The sequence below is a fragment of the Acinetobacter vivianii genome (genome assembly GCF_014635885.1).
In the GTDB taxonomy this organism is placed as follows: Bacteria; Pseudomonadota; Gammaproteobacteria; order Pseudomonadales; family Moraxellaceae; genus Acinetobacter; species Acinetobacter vivianii.
This window is the reverse complement of sequence record NZ_BMDR01000001.1, coordinates 216,885-235,883: the sequence shown is the minus strand read 5'-3', so window position 1 is coordinate 235,883 and position 18,999 is coordinate 216,885. Positions and strand designations below refer to the sequence as shown.

Annotated in this window: 17 protein-coding genes; 3 read left to right on the top strand and 14 right to left on the bottom strand. The window is 40.7% G+C overall.

The window, feature by feature from the left end:
* Positions 1 to 53: 53 nt before the first annotated feature.
* Positions 54 to 1,340 carry an acyl-CoA dehydrogenase family protein gene (locus IEV36_RS01130; RefSeq protein WP_171068026.1) on the top strand — a complete coding sequence of 429 codons (1,287 nt, stop codon included), beginning with the start codon at positions 54 to 56 and terminating at the stop codon, positions 1,338 to 1,340.
* Positions 1,341 to 1,355: 15 nt separating this feature from the next.
* On the top strand, positions 1,356 to 2,555 hold the full coding sequence (locus IEV36_RS01125; RefSeq protein WP_005257335.1) for an acyl-CoA dehydrogenase family protein: 1,200 nt from the start codon (positions 1,356 to 1,358) through the stop codon (positions 2,553 to 2,555).
* A 74-nt stretch (positions 2,556 to 2,629) separates the two neighbouring features.
* On the opposite strand, the gene gorA is transcribed toward IEV36_RS01125, so the two are convergent.
* Positions 2,630 to 3,982, bottom strand: coding sequence for a glutathione-disulfide reductase (gorA, locus tag IEV36_RS01120; RefSeq protein WP_005257334.1), 1,353 nt, complete (start codon positions 3,980 to 3,982; stop codon positions 2,630 to 2,632).
* A gap of 158 nt (positions 3,983 to 4,140) precedes the next feature.
* Positions 4,141 to 5,385, bottom strand: a complete 1,245-nt coding sequence (locus IEV36_RS01115) for an alkane 1-monooxygenase (RefSeq protein ID WP_005257333.1) — start codon at positions 5,383 to 5,385, stop codon at positions 4,141 to 4,143.
* A gap of 189 nt (positions 5,386 to 5,574) precedes the next feature.
* On the opposite strand from IEV36_RS01115, the gene IEV36_RS01110 reads away from it, so the two are divergent.
* Positions 5,575 to 6,507: an AraC family transcriptional regulator gene (locus tag IEV36_RS01110; protein ID WP_005257332.1), complete on the top strand. Its 933-nt coding sequence runs from the start codon at positions 5,575 to 5,577 to the stop codon at positions 6,505 to 6,507.
* 46 nt (positions 6,508 to 6,553) lie between these two features.
* Here the strand turns inward: IEV36_RS01110 and lpxA are convergent, their stop codons facing one another.
* From lpxA to rimO, 12 genes are all read right to left on the bottom strand, one after another.
* Positions 6,554 to 7,342, bottom strand: a complete 789-nt coding sequence (gene lpxA / locus IEV36_RS01105; RefSeq protein WP_004772012.1) for an acyl-ACP--UDP-N-acetylglucosamine O-acyltransferase — start codon at positions 7,340 to 7,342, stop codon at positions 6,554 to 6,556.
* Complete coding sequence (gene fabZ, locus IEV36_RS01100; RefSeq protein WP_004772011.1) at positions 7,339 to 7,824, bottom strand: 3-hydroxyacyl-ACP dehydratase FabZ; 486 nt, start codon at positions 7,822 to 7,824, stop codon at positions 7,339 to 7,341. The genes lpxA and fabZ overlap by 4 nt, the downstream gene beginning before the upstream one ends.
* Before the next feature lie 6 nt (positions 7,825 to 7,830).
* Positions 7,831 to 8,901 carry a UDP-3-O-(3-hydroxymyristoyl)glucosamine N-acyltransferase gene (lpxD, locus tag IEV36_RS01095; protein ID WP_005257331.1) on the bottom strand — a complete coding sequence of 357 codons (1,071 nt, stop codon included), beginning with the start codon at positions 8,899 to 8,901 and terminating at the stop codon, positions 7,831 to 7,833.
* Positions 8,902 to 8,904: 3 nt separating this feature from the next.
* Positions 8,905 to 9,405 (bottom strand): OmpH/Skp family outer membrane protein, encoded by a 501-nt coding sequence (locus tag IEV36_RS01090; protein ID WP_004772009.1) that lies wholly within the window; start codon positions 9,403 to 9,405, stop codon positions 8,905 to 8,907.
* Positions 9,406 to 9,449: 44 nt separating this feature from the next.
* Positions 9,450 to 11,960, bottom strand: coding sequence for an outer membrane protein assembly factor BamA (gene bamA / locus IEV36_RS01085; protein WP_005257330.1), 2,511 nt, complete (start codon positions 11,958 to 11,960; stop codon positions 9,450 to 9,452).
* Positions 11,961 to 11,994: 34 nt separating this feature from the next.
* Positions 11,995 to 13,350, bottom strand: a complete 1,356-nt coding sequence (gene rseP / locus IEV36_RS01080) for an RIP metalloprotease RseP (protein WP_004772007.1) — start codon at positions 13,348 to 13,350, stop codon at positions 11,995 to 11,997.
* Between the two features lie 5 nt (positions 13,351 to 13,355).
* Positions 13,356 to 14,552: a 1-deoxy-D-xylulose-5-phosphate reductoisomerase gene (ispC, locus tag IEV36_RS01075; RefSeq protein WP_005257329.1), complete on the bottom strand. Its 1,197-nt coding sequence runs from the start codon at positions 14,550 to 14,552 to the stop codon at positions 13,356 to 13,358.
* Positions 14,553 to 15,377 carry a phosphatidate cytidylyltransferase gene (locus IEV36_RS01070; RefSeq protein ID WP_004772005.1) on the bottom strand — a complete coding sequence of 275 codons (825 nt, stop codon included), beginning with the start codon at positions 15,375 to 15,377 and terminating at the stop codon, positions 14,553 to 14,555.
* Positions 15,378 to 15,379: 2 nt separating this feature from the next.
* A complete protein-coding gene (uppS, locus tag IEV36_RS01065) occupies positions 15,380 to 16,129 on the bottom strand; it encodes a polyprenyl diphosphate synthase (protein ID WP_005257328.1) in 750 nt (249 codons plus the stop codon).
* A 5-nt stretch (positions 16,130 to 16,134) separates the two neighbouring features.
* Positions 16,135 to 16,689: a ribosome recycling factor gene (gene frr, locus IEV36_RS01060; protein WP_004653307.1), complete on the bottom strand. Its 555-nt coding sequence runs from the start codon at positions 16,687 to 16,689 to the stop codon at positions 16,135 to 16,137.
* Between the two features lie 77 nt (positions 16,690 to 16,766).
* Entirely contained in the window at positions 16,767 to 17,495 is a 729-nt protein-coding gene (pyrH, locus tag IEV36_RS01055; RefSeq protein ID WP_004772000.1) for a UMP kinase, read from the bottom strand.
* Between the two features lie 52 nt (positions 17,496 to 17,547).
* Positions 17,548 to 18,891 (bottom strand): 30S ribosomal protein S12 methylthiotransferase RimO, encoded by a 1,344-nt coding sequence (rimO, locus tag IEV36_RS01050; RefSeq protein WP_005230215.1) that lies wholly within the window; start codon positions 18,889 to 18,891, stop codon positions 17,548 to 17,550.
* Positions 18,892 to 18,999 lie beyond the last annotated feature (108 nt).

The following is an 18,999-nucleotide window of genomic DNA, read 5'->3' as shown; positions in this document are numbered from 1 at the left end:
GAGCATGTCAGCATAATTTTACAACCATCCTTCAGGATATAACCATGTCGAATATGATGAATAAGGCTCAAGGGTTTGGGCTATCTTTGATCACCAAAATCGCAGGAAGCGAAGTGCTTGATCAACTCAAATTAAGAAAATTTGTAGAAAAATCATTATATCAAGGTTCAAAAACAGGCTTTAAGGTACTTAATAAAACTCAAAAAGCATTTAAGCCTCAACCCATCGATAAACAACGTCTTCCGAATCAGACCAACAAAAATCTGTTTGATCTCAGCCTGACCGAAGAACAGCAAATGACCGTTGACGCGATGTCACAATTTGCAGAAGAAGTTTTATATGCGCTGGCACACGATGCAGATCACCACGCGCAGTTTCCAGAACAACTCTGGCAACATCTGGTCGATCTGGGTTTAAACTACTACGCGCTTCCAGAAGCCTTGGGTGGCGTTGCAGCAGAAAAAAATATTGTTAGCAATATCCTGATTGCAGAAAATCTGGCAAAAGGTGATTTCAGCCTGACTGCGGGTCTATTGAGTACTTTCAGCGTGATCAATGCCATAACCCGTTGGGGATCTACTCAAGTTCAGTCCATGTATTTACCTGTATTTGCTGAAGATACCGATGTCACCGCAAGTTTTGCCTTCCAAGAAGCAACACCCGCATTTAACCCATTTCAGTTAAAGACCAAAGCCACAGAAGCCAATGGACAATTCTATATTACTGGTGAAAAAACCTTAGTAATTTTAGGCGATACCGCGGATGTCTTTCTGGTTAGTGCAGAATTTAACGGTCAGCCTGATATTTTCGTGGTACAATCCAATGAAAGTATTGCCATCAAAGCCAATCCAGCGATGGGTTTAAAAGCTGCTGAAACCGCAACACTGCAATTCAACCAGACCCCAGCTTTACGTTTAGGCGACAGCGATTTTGATTACACCGCTTTTGTCGATCTAGGCAACCTGATGTGGTGTGCCATGGCTGTTGGAACCTGTGAAGCCATCAAAGCCTACTGTATTAAATATGCCAATGAGCGTACAGCTTTTGGTGAACCTATTTCACATCGTCAAAGTGTAGCCTTCATGATTGCGGACATGGCGATTGAAATCGATGCCATGCGTATGCTGGTACTCAATGCTGCAAGCTTGGCAGAAGCTGGACAACCGTTCCATCGTGAAGCTTATCTTGCTCGACTGCTCTGTGCTGAAAAATCAATGAAAATAGGTACTGATGGCGTACAAATTCTGGGTGGTCATGGCTTTACTAAGGAGCATCCTGTTGAACGCTGGTATCGCGACCTTCGTGCAACTGCAATCCTACATTCTGGCTTACACGCTTAATTTTGGAGAACAATAATGAACTTACAAAATCCGAAAAAATTCAAAATGCTGGTGGATCAGGCACACGAAACTGCGCTGAATGTTTTACGACCTATTTCCCGTAAATATGACAAAGCCGAACATGCTTACCCGAAAGAACTAGACATGCTTGCTGCCTTACTGGATGGCATGAATGAAAGTGGCGAAGGTGTCGGTGCAGCCAATGCCAGTAAACGCGGCACGGTAAACCCAGATACAGTTGTAAATGGCGGCAATATGTCAGCAGCGCTGGGCATTATTGAAATGTGTTACGGTGATACAGGCCTATTACTGAGTATGCCCCGTCAAGGTTTAGGTAACTCTGCCATTGCAGCAGTTGCCAATGATGAACAGTTAGAACGCTTCAAAGGCACTTGGGCAGCGATGGCGATCACAGAACCCGGTTGTGGTTCTGACTCGGCAGCAATTCGCACTACAGCAACCAAAGATGGTGATGACTATATCCTGAATGGTGAAAAAATCTTTGTCACATCAGGTGAACGTGCTGACTCGGTGGTGGTGTGGGCAACACTGGATAAAAAGCTAGGTCGCGCTGCGATTAAATCATTCGTGGTACCCAAAGGCACACCTGGAATGAAGGTTGAGCGTCTAGAACATAAACTCGGAATTAAAGCTTCAGATACCGCGGTGATTAGCTTTATTGACTGTCGTGTGCCTGCTGCCAATCTGTTAGGTAATCCTGAGATTGACGTGGCAAAAGGCTTTGCTGGCGTCATGGAAACCTTTGACAATACCCGTCCACTGGTTGCAGCAATGGCAATTGGTTGTGCCAAAGCCTCGTTAGAGCGAATTAAAGAAATCTTTAAAGATCAGCTTGATCCAGACTACAAAACACCCTACTTACAAACTTCAAATTTAGCTGCGCAAATCTATCGAATGGAAGCCGAATGGGAAGCCGCCCGTTTGTTAATGATTAAAGCAACGTGGATGGCCGACAATAAAAAGCCGAATTCAAAAGAAGCATCGATTGCCAAAGCGAAAGCTGGACGGGTTGGCAATGAAATTACACTAAAATGCGTCGAGTTGGCTGCCAGTGTCGGTTATGGCGAAGATGAATTACTGGAAAAATGGGCACGTGACTCAAAAATTCTGGATATTTTTGAAGGTACACAACAGATCCAGCAATTAATCATTGCCCGTCGTGAATTAGGTAAATCATCCAGTGAATTGAAATAATTGTTGCTTTACTTATTCAATGCAAAGAAAAAGGACGTGTTCAGCACGTCCTTTCTATTTTAATAAATTATGTGTTATCTCATCGTCACAAACTCTTCAGCTGAGGTTGGATGAATGGCAACGGTATTATCAAAATCTTTCTTGGTTGCACCCATTTTCAAAGCCACCGCAAAACCTTGCAGAATCTCATCCATGCCAAAACCGATACCGTGGATACCGACAATTTTTTCATTTTCACCCACACAAACCAATTTCATTTTGGTCGGCTGACGATGTTGCGTAATGGCGCTGTACATCGCAGTAAAGGATGAGTTATATACTTTAACCGCTTGTTGCCCGTATTGCTGAATGGCTTCTTTTTCAGTAATCCCCACTGTGCCAATGGGCGGATGACTAAATACCACGGTTGGAATATTGTCATAGTCCAGATGTTCATCTGGTTTATGATTAAATAATCGCTCAGAGAGTCTCCGTCCAGCAGCCACAGCAACCGGCGTCAGTTCCATTTTCCCAGTAATATCACCCACCGCATACACGCCTTGCTGTGAAGTATTCTGGAATTTATCAACTTGAATATAGCCTCGCTCATCCAATTGGACATTGGCTTTATCCAGATTCAAACTCGCAGTATTTGGCCCTCGCCCCGTTGCCCAGATTAAGCAATCAACCGTATAGGTTTCGCCATTTTCTAAATGTAAAGTAACGGAATCATCGTCATTTTTTGTGATTTTCTTTGGTACAGCTTGGGTATGGACGCTGATACCATCAATTTGCATGATCTCCACCAAGGTTTCACTAACAAATGAATCAAAGCGTCTTACGGGTAAATCTTTACGAATAAACAATCCGACTTGCGAACTCAAAGCATTGAGTACACCCGCTAACTCAACCGCAATATAGCCTGAACCAATCACTGCTGTTTTTTTAGGTAAAGCTGTTAACTCAAAAAAACCGTTCGAATCAATACCATATTCAACCCCTTCAATATCTGGTAATGACGGCTGTGTCCCGGTTGCAATCAGGATATGATCAGCTGTGAATTTCTCACCGTTGACTTCGATAGTATTTTTATCAATGAAATGAGCCGCGCCATGAATAAGATCAACCTGATTCTTGCTTAGGCTATTTTGATAGGACTGATGAATACGATCGATATAAGCCTGTCTATTCTTAATTAAAGTCTGCCAATCGAAAGACTCAACTTTACTGTTAAAGCCATAATCTGGGCCATATTTATGGATAGCCTCAGCCACATGAGCCGCATACCACATCACCTTTTTAGGCACGCAACCTACGTTGACACAGGTTCCACCTAGCTCGGCTTTTTCAATTAAGGCACATTTTTTCCCGTACATGGCAGCACGATTCACTGATGCAATGCCGCCACTGCCAGCACCAATCGCAATATAATCATAATGTTTTGTCATCTTTGCCTCATAAATCGCTTATAAAATTATTCTTAAGTTATACATAGATATACAGCAAGAAGATGCAAAATCTGTACTTGGTTAAAGTTTTAATACAAGAAAATAAAAAGGCACTGATGATGATTCACCAGTGCCCTGCTTTTAGAGTGTTTTTTGGATTATGCAGTTGCTACCTGTTCTGTAGAAACTTCATTTAATGATTGGTCAACTACACCAAATTTCTTAAATAGTTTGGCACGACGTTTTGGATAAATATTGGCTCTATTCAAGTCACCTTTATAGTGATCAAAGACGCGCTTATCCATCATTTTTGACCATAGTGGCGGAATCAAAGCAGGTAATAACATACTTGCATAACCACTCGGTAGCTCTGGTGCTTCATCAAAATGACGCAACGCCTGGAATGGACGGGTTGGATAAGCGTGATGGTCTGAATGACGCTGTAATTGATATAAGAACAAGTTGGTCACAATATTATTATTGTTCCAGCTATGCTCAGGCATTGTGCGCTCATATTTGCCATTTTTGTCCTTTTGACGTTTTAGGCCGTAGTGTTCAATATAGTTAATAATTTCAAATAAACTAATGCCGTAGAACGCTTGAGTTGCTAAATAAGGAATTACGCCCTTACCAAACAGACCAACCATTGAACCATGAAACGCGGCACTCATGCCCCAACCTTGTAGCAATTCATTGTCCCTTGACCAGAACTCTTTGCCTTTACGTTTTAAACGTGTCGTTTCGATTTCAATTGCTGATTTGAAAGAGCCAATGACCGTACGTGGCCAAAACTCATAGAACGTTTCACCCATTTGTGAAGATGCTGGATCTTCAGGTGTCGCAGCACGTTTATGGTGACCATAAGGATGTTCAACACGGAAATGGTTATACCCTGTTGGTACCAACGCCAAATGTGAAAGAATATGGTCAATACGATCAGATTTATGACTTAGCTCATGTGCAGTATTAATGGCAATCCCATTAATTGCGCCCATTGAAATACCAAGAAAAATCTTATCAATGAAAGAGGTTTCTTTACGGCTTGATAAATAACATGCATAAACATTGGCTGCATATTGTAGTGGGATAAAGCTTTTTACCAATCGAGAATAATATGGGTCTTTTTCTAACAGCTTAATATCTTCATCGGTTGGATTATTGGCATCTTTCCCAATAATCGTATCAATTGTTGGAATCACAATATGTAAAACAATTGGACCACCTAAAGCAAAGATTTTTTTCAATGGGCGTGGTGCAAATTGATAACCTGCCAAAATACCAATTCCGATTACAGGCAAAGCTGGGCTAATGGCCCATAAATAACGTTTCCGATCCAACTGAGTTTTTGACTTTGGAATGCTTACTGGCGTAAGTTCTTGCTCAACATTTACTGGCGCATTCATCATCGAATCCATGTCTTTGTATATATAAGTATATTTTGAGGAATTATGGAATTCATGACAGTTGCAAGCGTCCAAAAAAGCTATGTCAAAGTCTTTGGCATCATCCTCCCTGTTTTTGTCCTATAAACACATATTGAGTTATTGGCACAGCTCTCTATAATTTAAATGAATACATCGTTAAAAAATCATATGGATGCTTTAAGTAAAATATTTGCTGATATTCATTTAAATCACACTGAATATATCTACTTGAAAACTCAAGGAGAATGGAGTTTTATCTGCCAAGATCAAAGCGCCTTAATTGTTCATATTGTTTTAGTTGGTTCTGTTTTTATTCAAATTGATGCGCAAAATAGTTTAACTGCACATGCGGGCGAAATTGTGGTGATTTCTTCAGGGAAAGCCCATACAGGTGCAGATAATGCGATTACCAAACTGGTCGATGCTGTTGATATTTCAAAATTGTTCGATGGTCATAAAGAGGAAGCCATCGAATTCGGCACACAGTCATCCGAAAAAACTCTCATTCTGACGGTACGCTGCCAGATTGACACCATTATGGCGCGTCCTTTTATTCAGGCCTTACCTCCCATTATTCATCTCCAACGCGGAGATACCAATGCACCCGAATGGCTACAAATTGGCTTACATTTCCTTGCCTTAGAAACACAAAATATTCAGGCAGGCCGCGATATCATCATTGATCATCTCGTGAATATCTTATTAATCAAATGTATTCGAGATCATATTCAACAAATCTCAACTCAACATGGTTGGCTCAGTGCCTTAAATCATCCAGAACTCAGCAATAGTCTAGCGGCCATCCATAACCATCCCGAAGATGCCTGGACGGTTGAATCATTGGCAGAACAATGCTGTATGTCACGCTCCAAGTTTGCCAGCCTCTTCCATGAAGTGATTGGTGAATCACCTCTCGCCTATTTACAGCAGCATCGCATGCGTCTGGCAAGTCAATATCTGCGTAAAAGCAATCACTCAATACAACAGATTGCCAATAAAGTGGGTTACTCCTCAGAAACTGCTTTTAGCCAAGCCTTTAAACGCACCTTTGAGCATTCACCTAAACAATATCGACAGCAATTTGTAGAAGAAGAAAATTGAGCATAAAAAAAGACACTATCGTGTCTTTTTTGCTTTGCATTATCGATTAACGCACAATACCACGTGTGGACTGTTCCAATGAATCGATGAATAGCTGAGCCTCAGGTGTTTTGACCAGAATTTCATTACGAATCTGTTCAATCGCCTGTTCAGTGGTTAAACCAGATTTATAGATCAGCTTGTAAGCTTCTCGTAAACCCTGAATCGTATCACGAGACCATCCTTTACGACGCATCCCTTCAATATTCATACCATAAGCACGCGCTGGATTACCAGAGGCCATGATATAAGCAGGTACGTCTTTAAGTATAAGCGCTGCACCACCGATCATACTATATGAGTCGATTTTGCAGAATTGATGAATACCCGCATTACCACCGACAATCACGTGATCGCCGACATGGACATGCCCTGCAACACCAACATTATTAGCAAAAATATTATGGTTACCAATAACACAGTCATGGGCAATATGCGTATTGACCATTAACAGGTTATGGCTACCAATTTTGGTCAGGCTGTGATCCTGAACCGTACCACGATGCAAAGTACAATGCTCGCGAATCGAATTATGGTCACCGATTTCTAACCAGGTTTCTTCGCCTTGATATTTTAAATCCTGACAAATTTCCCCAATACTCGAGAACTGGAAAATATCATTATTTTTACCAATTCTCGTAAAACCACCAATGACAACATGTGAATGTAATTTTGTACCAGAGTCAATACTTACATTTGGACCCACAACACAATACGGACCAATTTGTACATCAGATGCAATTTCTGCAGACGGGTCAATAATTGCTGTGGGATGTATTAAATTCTGACTACTCATGTCTGCTCAATTTTCTGGTGTGAAATAATAATCTCTGCCGTTGCAGCAACAATGCCATCAACGCTAGCAGTACAATTGTACTTGTAAATGCCACGTTTTTGCATCACAAGTTCAGATTTTAAGACAAGCTGGTCACCTGCAACAACTTGTTTTTTAAATCTGATCTTTTCTGCACCTGCGAATAAAAACAGTGAACCTGCTTTCGGCTTTTGATTAGTTAAGACAAAACCCAAAATTCCAGAAACCTGCGCTAATGCTTCAATCATCAGTACGCCAGGCATAATTGGATAAGTCGGGAAATGCCCTTGGAAAAACTCTTCATTAATCGAGACGTTTTTATAACCGACAATACTGTTCTCAGTTATTTCCGTAACGCGATCAACTAATAAAAATGGATAACGATGGGGTAAATATTCACGAATGGTAAGAATATCCATTGGTAATTCAGGCATCGTAAATGCTGGAGATGTAGACTCAGTCATAATAAATTATTTACGTAACTTAAAGGTTGATTCAAGGGACTCTAATTGAGCTTGCATATGATCAAGCCTTTTAGTGATTTGGGTCAATGGCACATCTGCTAATTGTCTGAGACGTACAATCGTCTTTTTCCAGTGACTATTTTCAAAAAGTCCCATGCCAGAAGAATACGTTCCAGCCTCAGAAATATTTCTTGTGACCATTGACATTGCAGTAAGTGTCACATTATCTGCAATTGTAAGGTGTCCAACCACCCCTGATGCACCACCTAGAATACAGTTTTTGCCAATCCGGGCACTCCCTGCGATCCCACAATTTGCAGCGATGGCCGTATTTTCACCAATATGCACATTGTGAGCAACTTGCACAAGGTTATCAATAATGACACCATCTTCTAGAATTGTGTCATCCAGTGCACCGCGATCAATACTACAATTTGATCCAATTCGAACATCATTTCCGATACGAACCGAGCCCAGTTGTGCAATACGGTGCCACTTACCCTGATACGGTGCAAAACCAAAACCTTCCGTACCAATAACAGTATTGGCATGAATACGCACACGATCTTTCAGTTTTGCAGCACCTGTAATCGTCACATGCGCATCAATAAAACATTCTTTACCAATTTCGACTTCATCATCAACAAAAGCATGTGCCTGAATAATTGTATTGTTACCAACAACACAATTTTCACCAATCACGACATAATGTCCAATATACACATCATCGGCAATCATGGCAGATGGATGAATTTTGGCAGTACTTTCAATGCCGCGTTGGGTAATCTTTTTTTCAAATAAATGCGTTAAAGTCGCAAAAGCCAAATAAGGATTATCGACAACAATAAAATTTTGTTTATTGATCAGTTGTGATTTAAGTGAAGCTGTGACGATATATACACCCGCATGGCTTGCTTCTGCCTGCGTTAGATATTTTTCGCCATTCACAAAACAGATCTGATTTTCTTGTGCATGTTCTAAACTTGCCAAGCCCGAGATCTGAAAATCTTGTGCACCGAAATACTCACCTTTGACAAGGTGAGCAATTTCTTCTAAACGATAAGTACGTCTATTCATTGATTATTTAATTGAATTAACCTTTTGAATCATTTTATCAGTTAAATCATACTGAGCGTCAGAGGCAATCGTAGAATTTTTATTCAAAATGAAGTCTAAGTTGTTCTCTTTACGCAATTGTTCAGCAGCTTGCTTCACACGTGTTTCAAAAGTTGTATTCATTGCCTGCAAACTAGACTGAACTTTGGTTTGTAGACCTTGCTGAGTTGAGTTGAATTCACTCAGTTTTGACTGATATTGAGCAGTTAACTTTTGAATATCAGCCTGATTCATTTTCTGGCCTTCAGTCTGTGCTTTTTGTTGCAAAGACTCTAACTCTTTACCCAATTGCTCAAGACGAGTTGAAGTCGGTTTTACCGACTGGCTCAAGCTCGCATTTTGTTGCTTGAGATAAGTACTGCTTTCTACAACTTTAGCCAAATCTACTACAGCCAAGCCAGCAGCATTTACTGTTGCAGAAACCGTTAAACCCAAACCCAACATCAGCTTTGTTAATGTTTTCATTATTGCATCCTTTATATATCTTACAGCGCTAAGCAAGGCCGTACTTAGAAAGTACGACCGATTTCGAATTGGATAGATTTAGTATCATCGCCTGGCTTATCATTTAACGGATATGCATAGCTAAGTGACAATGGACCAATCATGGTAATCCATGTAAAGCCGACACCCACGCTATAGCGCATATTGCCAAAGTCAAACTTATAGTTGTCATTACAATATTGTTTGACATCAATATTGCTTCCATTCATCTTCATTGTGCCAGTTGCGATATCACATTTAGTATCAAATACCTGTGCGCCTTCTGCAAACAATACTGGACGAACTTGACGTGTCCAGTCGCCTTTAAATGGTAAAGGTAATGCCAGTTCTGTACCGAACTGTACCAGCGCATTACCACCGACTTCTTCTGGATCTGGATCATTCTGATCAGTTTTTTGGAAAATAACACTTGGATATTTTGGTCCCAAGGTACTGTTGTCATAACCACGAACCGAGCCATAACCACCCGCGTAGAAGTTTTTATAGAATGGTAAATCATTACCATAACCTAATTTACCATAACCACGAAGTACAAATCCGGCACCTAATGATTTAAAGGCTTGTGCATCATAAGTTACTTTTTGATAGTCAACATCACTACCTGGCAAACCAATTTCTAAGCCAACACGATGAGACATACCTGAGGTTGGGAAAATTGGTCTGTTGAGTGTGTTATAAGACCAACCAAGATTTAACATATAAGTCAGAAACTCACCCTCGAAAGCATTCTCATAGGTTCTTTCCTGGCCAGGTTTACAATTACCCGTGTATTTATCATCAATCACTTCCCATTGATCTTCCGGACAGTAAGTCGCGCTACCTGTCGCTTTACCACCATTTGCCAATAAATAATCACGAATATAAGTTGAAACGCTTGGACCTGTCCGAACTTTAGTTTGGTCAAGACCTAAAGATGCACTTAAACTCTGGTTTTCATCAATTGGATAACCAAAACTTAAACTACCACCAATACTATCCGTCACATAGTTGTTAACGTTATAGTCTTTATTTAACTTGGTTTTACGGTAGTAAACGTTATAACCACGACTTACACCATCAATGGTGAAGTATGGATCCGTCACACTTAAGTTATAGTAATCTTGTGTTTCTGAACGCGACAAATCAATCGCTACACGGTTACCTGTACCCATAAAGTTGGTTTGACTTAAACCTGCTTGGAAAGTTACACCACCATTTTGTGAGTAACCTACAGCAAGTGTCGTCGTCCCGGAATGCTGCTCTTCAACATTTACATTCAAATCGACTTCGTCAGGAGAGTTTGGTACCCGAACAGGTTTTACATCAACCGTTTTAAAGAAACCGGTACGTTCTAAACGAACTTTAGAAAGATCGATTTTCTCGTTACTTGCTAATGCACCTTCCATTTGACGCATTTCACGACGTAAAACTTCGTCTGCAGTTTTACTGTTACCTGTGAAGTTGATTCGACGTACAGTCACTTGCTGACCTGGATTAATATAATAATTCAGGTTAACAATGCCTGTTTCATTATTGATCTCAGGTACAACATTTACTTCAGCGTAGTAATAACCTGCATTACCATATTTACGAAGCAAAAGTTGTTTAACTGCATTTACTTTTTCTTGCGAATAAGTTTCACCATCTTTATAAAGCTTAAGCGCTGTTAACTCTTCTGGTTTATAAAGTGCATCACCCAAGAATTTGGTTTCACCAAACTTGAACTGGCTACCTTCATCTACTGAAACTTCAATAAAGATGTGTTTTTTATCTTCACTGATATTCAGTTGTGAATTAATAATATTAAAGTTGATATAACCTTTGTTTAAGTACAAAGCACGTAAAGCTTCCAGACTGGCAGCCATTTTTTCACGTGCATAGCGGTCATTACGGGTAACGACAGATGCCCAGCCGCTTTCTTTCACTGCAAAGGCTTGCTTGATATCGCTATCACTAAAGACTGTATTACCGATGATATTAATATCAAATACTTTAGCAGCCGTACCTTCATTGAAGTTTAGCTTTAATTCAACACGGTTATTTGGACGTGCAACTGTTTCAACCGAAACATCAGCATCATAACGACCTTGCTGGGTGTATTGTTGCTCAAGCTCAGTTTCAATAATCTGTAATGCAGATTTTTTGAAAACTTCACCTTCCGCAATACCCATTTTCTTTAAGCCTTGCTCTAAGGCTTCTTTTGGAATCAGTTTATTGCCTTTGAATTCCAGCTTTGAAATAACTGGACGTTCAACAACTTTAAAGACCAAAACATTATTTTCTTTATAGGTTTTGATGTCATCAAATAAACCAGAAGCATATAAAGTACGGATTGCCTCAGCAATCATAGGATCACTTACTCTATCGCCACTATTTATTGGTAACATAGAATAGATACTTGCAGGTGTTAAACGCACTAAGCCATCAATTCGTATATCTTGTGCAAGAAACTCATCTGCAGCGTATGCTTGTTGTACCACTGCCATCGCACTAACCAGTGCCAAAGGCATTAATAAATGTGTGTGACGCATGCCCATATATTTTCCAGTAAGTTAAATTCCATTTGCGTTGTTATAAACGCATGAAGTCGTTAAATAAAGCCAAAAGCATCATGCTACCGAGCAGTACCATACCAACTTTTAGACCAAACATCTGTATTTGTTCAGAAACAGGTTTACCACGAATTGCTTCGATAAAGTAATACACCAAGTGACCACCATCAAGCATCGGAATCGGCAATAAATTCAAAATCCCTAAGCTGACACTCATCAAAGCCATGAAGGAGATAAACGTTTGCCATCCCATTTCAGCACTTTGACCAGCCACTTTCGCAATCGTGATTGGGCCAGATAAATTATCCAGTCCAATTAAACCGCGCACCATCTTGATAATAGAGTTAAAAATCATGCCCGAGAGCTGAGTGGTCTTATCCACTGCGACACCCAAAGCTTCAATCGGTGAATATTGAATGGTTTGTTTGTATTCGTTTGGAATCGTAATCTTACCTGCATCACTCTTCACCCCAAGCACGCCCGTGGTATTGCCCATATTATCGCGTTGACCTTGAGGCATGACTTGCAAATGCACAATCTGACCTTCGCGCAATACATCAATATTCAGCAACTTTTCTGGAGAGCTTTGAACTACATCAACCACATCAAACCAATCTTTCATTGCAACATTATCAATTGCAACGATCTGATCGCCCACTTTCATGCCTTGACGCACTGCCGCACCATCTGCACTAAGTTCTTTCACTTTAGCAGGAATCACTGGACGGTAAGGCAAAAAGCCCAATACATCCAATGGAGACTGACTTTGATCTTTCAGGAAATCTTTAATCGGTAAACTAAACTGTTTTTCAGTGCCAGCACGATCAACAATGATAGAGACTTGCCCAGTTTCACCAACACGATTTACCAAAGCGTAATTCAATTTTTCCCATGTTGGCGTTGTTTGTCCGTCAACATTGATAATCTTGTCACCCACTTTCAAGTCAACTTGTGCAGCAGGTGTATTTGGCATCACTTTACCAATACGTGTATTCAGTTGTTCTTGCGCAGGAAGGAACAAAATCCAGAACAGGAAAACTGCAAAAAACAGGTTAATCAATGGTCCAGCAGCAACAATTGCAATACGTTTCCACGGAGATTGTCGGTTAAATGCATAAGGTAAATCTTGCTCTGCAACATTGCCTTCGCGCTCATCCAGCATTTTGACATAGCCACCCAGTGGCAAAGCAGAAAGCTGATATTGGATACCTGATTTTTTAGACTGCCATTTTAATAATGTTGGCCCAAAACCAATCGAATAAACTAGAACTTTAACGCCTAATCTACGCGCGACCCAATAATGACCAAATTCATGAATTGCGATCAGAGGACCAAGCAATAAAATCGCTGCAACAATCATAAATAGTGCATTCATACGATTTAGCCTCCTTTTCTCACAATATACTTTTCTGCAATCTGTCTAGCGATCATATCAGTCTGTAAAATGATGTCTATGTTTTCTGCTTTAGCATTTTGTACAGCTTGCAAAGTATGATCGACCACTTGAGGAATCTCGGTGAATCGGATTTTTTGCTTTAAAAATGCAGCAACTGCAATTTCATTTGCTGCATTTAATACTGTAGGTGCCAAACCACCTGCACGCATTGTCTGACGTGCCAAATCCAATGCTGGAAACTTAACAATATCTGGTTGCTGAAAATTCAGTTGAGCTGTCTCAAATAGATCAAGCGCAGGAACATCTGTTGCCAACCGTTTAGGCCAAGCTAATGCATGCGCAATTGGCGTACACATATCTGGGTTACCCATTTGTGCCAAAGTTGATCCATCCACATATTGCACCATGGAATGAATGATACTTTGTGGGTGAACAACAACTGTAACAAAATGTTCTGATATTGAAAACAAATGGCACGCTTCGATCAATTCCAGACCTTTATTCATTAAGGTCGCCGAATCAACCGAGATTTTTTGTCCCATTGACCAGTTTGGGTGCTTGCATGCCTGTTGCGGTGTAACATCATGCAGTTGTGCCAAGGAATGGTTGAGAAAAGGCCCACCTGATGCAGTCAGCAAAATACGAGACACGCCCAATTGTGGCTGTCCCGTTCTTTCTGCATTTAGATAGTCGTGCGGTAGAGACTGGAAAATCGCATTATGTTCAGAATCAACCGGCAACAATAATGCATTATGCTCGCGTGCCGCCTGCATCATGATGTCACCCGACATCACTAATGATTCTTTGTTGGCTAATAAAACACGCTTACCTGCTTTTACTGCCGCAAGCGTGGGTAACAAACCTGCCGCACCAACAATGGCCGCCATGACGATATCTACGTCAGCATGCTCTGCAATTGCAATTAAGCCAGCCTCATCTGTGAGGATTTCAATATTTTTTAAATTTTCTTGATTTAAACGTTGTTGTAACTCAAATGCTTTTTCATTCGGCACAACAACTACTTTTGGATGATGTTTTTTACAAATTTCTAAAAGTTCATCTAAACGACTATATGCAGAGACTGCAAATACGGTGTATTGGTCTGGGTGCTGTTCCAATACTTTTAAAGTACTTTGACCAATTGAACCAGTAACACCCAATATACAAACAGCTTGAGTCATTTAAAGATCTACACCAATAAGTTTTAATATATACATACCTGTTGCAAAAATCGGTGCGGCAGCAAGTAAAGAATCAATACGATCAAGCACACCACCATGTCCCGGCAGTACACGCCCGGAATCTTTAATTCCAGCACGGCGCTTAATCATGGATTCAAACAAGTCACCCAGCACTGATGCGAACACAGTAATGATCGAAAGAATTAAGAATAAGATTAGCTGTATTGCGGTTAAGTTTAAATAGAAATATTGCACAACCAGCATAATGATAACCGTTGTCGCAATACCGCCATATAAACCTTCCACTGATTTATTCGGGCTAACAGAAGGTGCAAGTTTTTTCTTACCAAACTTACGACCAACAAAATAAGCACCACTATCCGCTCCCCAAACCAGCAGGAACAAATACATCAGCCACCACGGTGAGCTATGCCAAACGGCATAAAGTGAAGTTACCGCAGCAGAAATCAGGATAAATCCGATGATATAGAGGGATGGATTGTACCAATTGTCCGATTCAGGATAATTCTTGACCCAATAGATGCTGCCCAACCATGTGAGAATTGATGCTGCCCAAAGTAAAAGAGCAACATCATCAAAAAATAATGCAAGTGTTGATACTGCTGCAACACAGCCACCATATACCCAAGCCTTCGGCTTTGAAACAGCGGTTACACTACGTGGCATAAGCTTAAACCATTCGTAGCCTGCAACCCCCGCAGCTAAAATCATAAGCATAAACATTGGATAATGTGATTGCGTTGCAAACATGCAACTTAAAACAACAGCAACTAACACCAATGCGGTAATAATCCGCTCTAACATTATTAATTCTCTATTTTCGCTTGTTGAATCTGTTCTGATGTCTTGCCAAAGCGTCGTTCACGTCCTGAAAAAACACGAAAGGCATGATCTAGCTCTTCTATGGTAAATTCTGGCCACAAAGTATCGGTAAAATACAATTCTGCATAAGCAGCTTGCCAGAGTAAGAAGTTAGACAAACGATAATCCCCACCTGTACGGATCAATAAATCAACAGCTGGAAGATCATTTAGACTGACATATTTATCAAATAAATCAACATTTATCTGATCTGCTTGAAGCTTTCCTGCAAGCGCATCCTGAGCAATCATTTTCGCAGCTTGCGCCATATCCCACATTCCACCATAGCTAATCGCAATGGTCAGTGTCATAGAGCTGTAGGCTGCTGTTTTTTGCTCGGCATATTGCATCAAATCACGCAATTCATTAGACAACCGAGAACGGTCACCAATAAAACGTAGTGCAATATTGAACTTTTCCATACGCGGCAGTTGCTCATGAATTGTTTCTTCCAACAATTTCATTAACAAATCAACTTCGTATTGGGGACGGTTCCAGTTTTCGCTTGAAAATGCAAAAACGGTTAAAGCGCGAATGCCAACTTTCTTGCAATGCTCGACAATCGGATCCAAGACATTTTTGCCTTCACGATGCCCATCGCCTTTTTGCATTTGATTTTTTTTGGCAAAACGATTGTTGCCATCCATAATGATGGCAACATGTTGAGGAAGAAGCTGTTCTTCTTGCGAGGTCATAAAAATCAGACCTTCATCAATTCTGCTTCTTTTGCTGCAAGACGTTTATCAACCTCTGCAACATATTTATCAGTGATTTTCTGAATATCATCTGATGCACGACGATCATCATCTTCAGAAATTTCTTTTTCTTTCAATAATGCTTTGAGATCACCTAATACATCGCGACGAATGTTACGAATCGCAACTTTGGCATTTTCAGCTTCTGCACGTGCAACTTTTTGCATATCACGACGAGTTTCTTCTGTTAACGCAGCCATTGGTACACGGATTGCATCAGCAGTAATAGGGTTCAAGCCCAAACCTGCTTCACGAATCGCTTTATCTATCGCAGCAACCATTGAACGTTCAAATGGTTGAACCAACAGCGTACGTGAATCTTCAAGCCCGATATTTGCGACTTGATTCAACGGAACATCAGAGCCGTAGTAAGAAACCATCACACCATTTAAAATAGATGGGTGCGCACGACCTGTACGAACTTTGGCAAAGCCCAACTCTAAAGAGTCAAGCGACTTCTGCATGCGCTGTTCGCTATCTTGTTTGAGATCGTTAATCATATGATCTTCCTTACTTATTCATTAGGTATTACAAAATATTTAAACATTAGTATAAAGAGCTTTATGGCTCACGTACATTAATTAGTAACGTGAGTACCCTCTTTTTCGCCCATTACCACAGAAAGTAATGCACCAGATTTGTTCATATCAAAAACTTGTAATGGCACATTGTGGTCACGACACAAACAAATTGCCGTAAGATCCATCACGCCAAGCTTTTCATCAAGTACTTGATCGAAAGTTAAATTGTCATATTTAACCGCATCATCGTATTTGCTTGGATCTTTGTTATAAACGCCATCAACTTTGGTCGCTTTCAAGATCAGGTTCGCTTCGATCTCGATACCACGCAAGCAAGCTGCGGTATCTGTAGTAAAGAATGGGTTGCCTGTACCAGCAACAAAGACACACACTTCACCTTGGCTTAAATGACGGATCGCATCGCGGCTTGAGTATGGTTCAACAACCGTACCAATCGACAATGCTGACATTAAACGTGTTTTGATATTACGGCGCACCAATGCATCACGCATTGCCAAACCGTTCATCACAGTCGCCAACATGCCCATCTGGTCGCCTGTTACACGTCCAACCAGACCGTCTTTTTGTAGCTGGCTACCGCGGTATAAGTTACCACCACCAACAACGATACCCACTTGCACACCCAAACCTACCAAGTGAGCAATTGAAAGTGACATTTGATCTAATACTTGGGCATCGATACCCATATCTTTATTACCTGCCAAAGCTTCACCAGAAAGCTTTAGCAAAATTCGTGCATAACGTGGATTTTTAGAAGCTGACATACTTTTACTCCAAACCGACCAATCTCAAAATTTTCTTAAATTTAATTCAACATCAAGCAGATTTAATCTGGATTAACTTTGCAAATAAATCGTATTCATCTGCATCGGTAATTTCGACTTCAAGCAAATCACCTGCTTTAATCACGCTCTTATCGATATCTTCAACAAAAACGTTGCCATCAATTTCTGGCGCATCTGCATAAGAACGGGCAACAGCAACTGGGAATTCATCTTCCAGACTATCAACCAGCACCGTCATTTTCTGACCAATACGCTTTTGTAGTTTTGCTGCTGAAATGGCTTGTTGCACTTCCATGAAGCGTTCATAACGCTCTTGTTTGATCTCTTCTGGCACATGATCAGGAAGATCGTTTGCAGTTGCACCTTCAACTGGTGAATAGGTAAAGCAGCCGACACGATCTAACTGCGCTTCTTTTAACCATTCCAGCAAAATTTGGAAATCTTCTTCAGTTTCACCAGGGAAACCTACCACGAATGTTGAACGAATCACCAATTCAGGGCATTTTTCACGCCACAATTTAAGGCGCTCTAAGGTATTTTCACTATGAGCTGGTCGCTTCATCAATTTTAAAATGCGCGGACTGGCATGCTGAAAAGGAATATCTAAATATGGCAGGATTTTGCCCTGCGCCATCAAATCAATCGCAGCATCAACGTGTGGATATGGATAAACGTAATGTAAACGCACCCAGATGCCTAACTGACCAAGGGCTTCACACATGTCATAGAATTTGGTTTTAACAGGCTGACCATTCCAGAAATCCAGCTTATATTTGGTGTCTACACCATAAGCAGAGGTATCCTGAGAAATGACCAGAATTTCTTTTACACCGGCACGTTTTAATGCAGCAGCTTCATCCAGCACTTTTCCGACCGGACGAGACACAAGGTCGCCACGCATACTTGGGATAATGCAGAATGTACAACGGTGATTACAGCCTTCCGAGATTTTTAAATAAGCATAATGCTTTGGTGTTAAGCGAACACCTTGCTCAGGGACTAAATCAATAAATGGGTTGTGTTTTGGCGGTGCTGGTACATATTCATGTACTGCTTCCATTACATCTTGATAGGCTGCTGCACCTGTAACTTTAAGAACATTTGGGTGCATCTGGCGAATTTTGTCTTCGTCTTTACCTAAACAGCCTGTAACGATGACTCGGCCATTTTCGCTCATGGCTTCGCCAATCGCGTCTAAAGACTCTTGTACTGCAGATTCAATAAAACCACAGGTATTTACAACGACCAGATCCGCACCATCATAATCTGATGCAACTTGATAACCTTCAGTCTTTAACTGAGTTAAAATTCGTTCAGAATCTACCAATGCCTTAGGACAACCTAAAGATACAAAACCGACTTTGGGGGTCTTCATGAATCTGCGCTCCACTTGAATCGGCGTATTGTATGACTTTTCTTGGCTTACGCATAGCTGCAAAGCCATCTCTTTGTGTAATGCACCAAAATACGACCAAAATTTTAA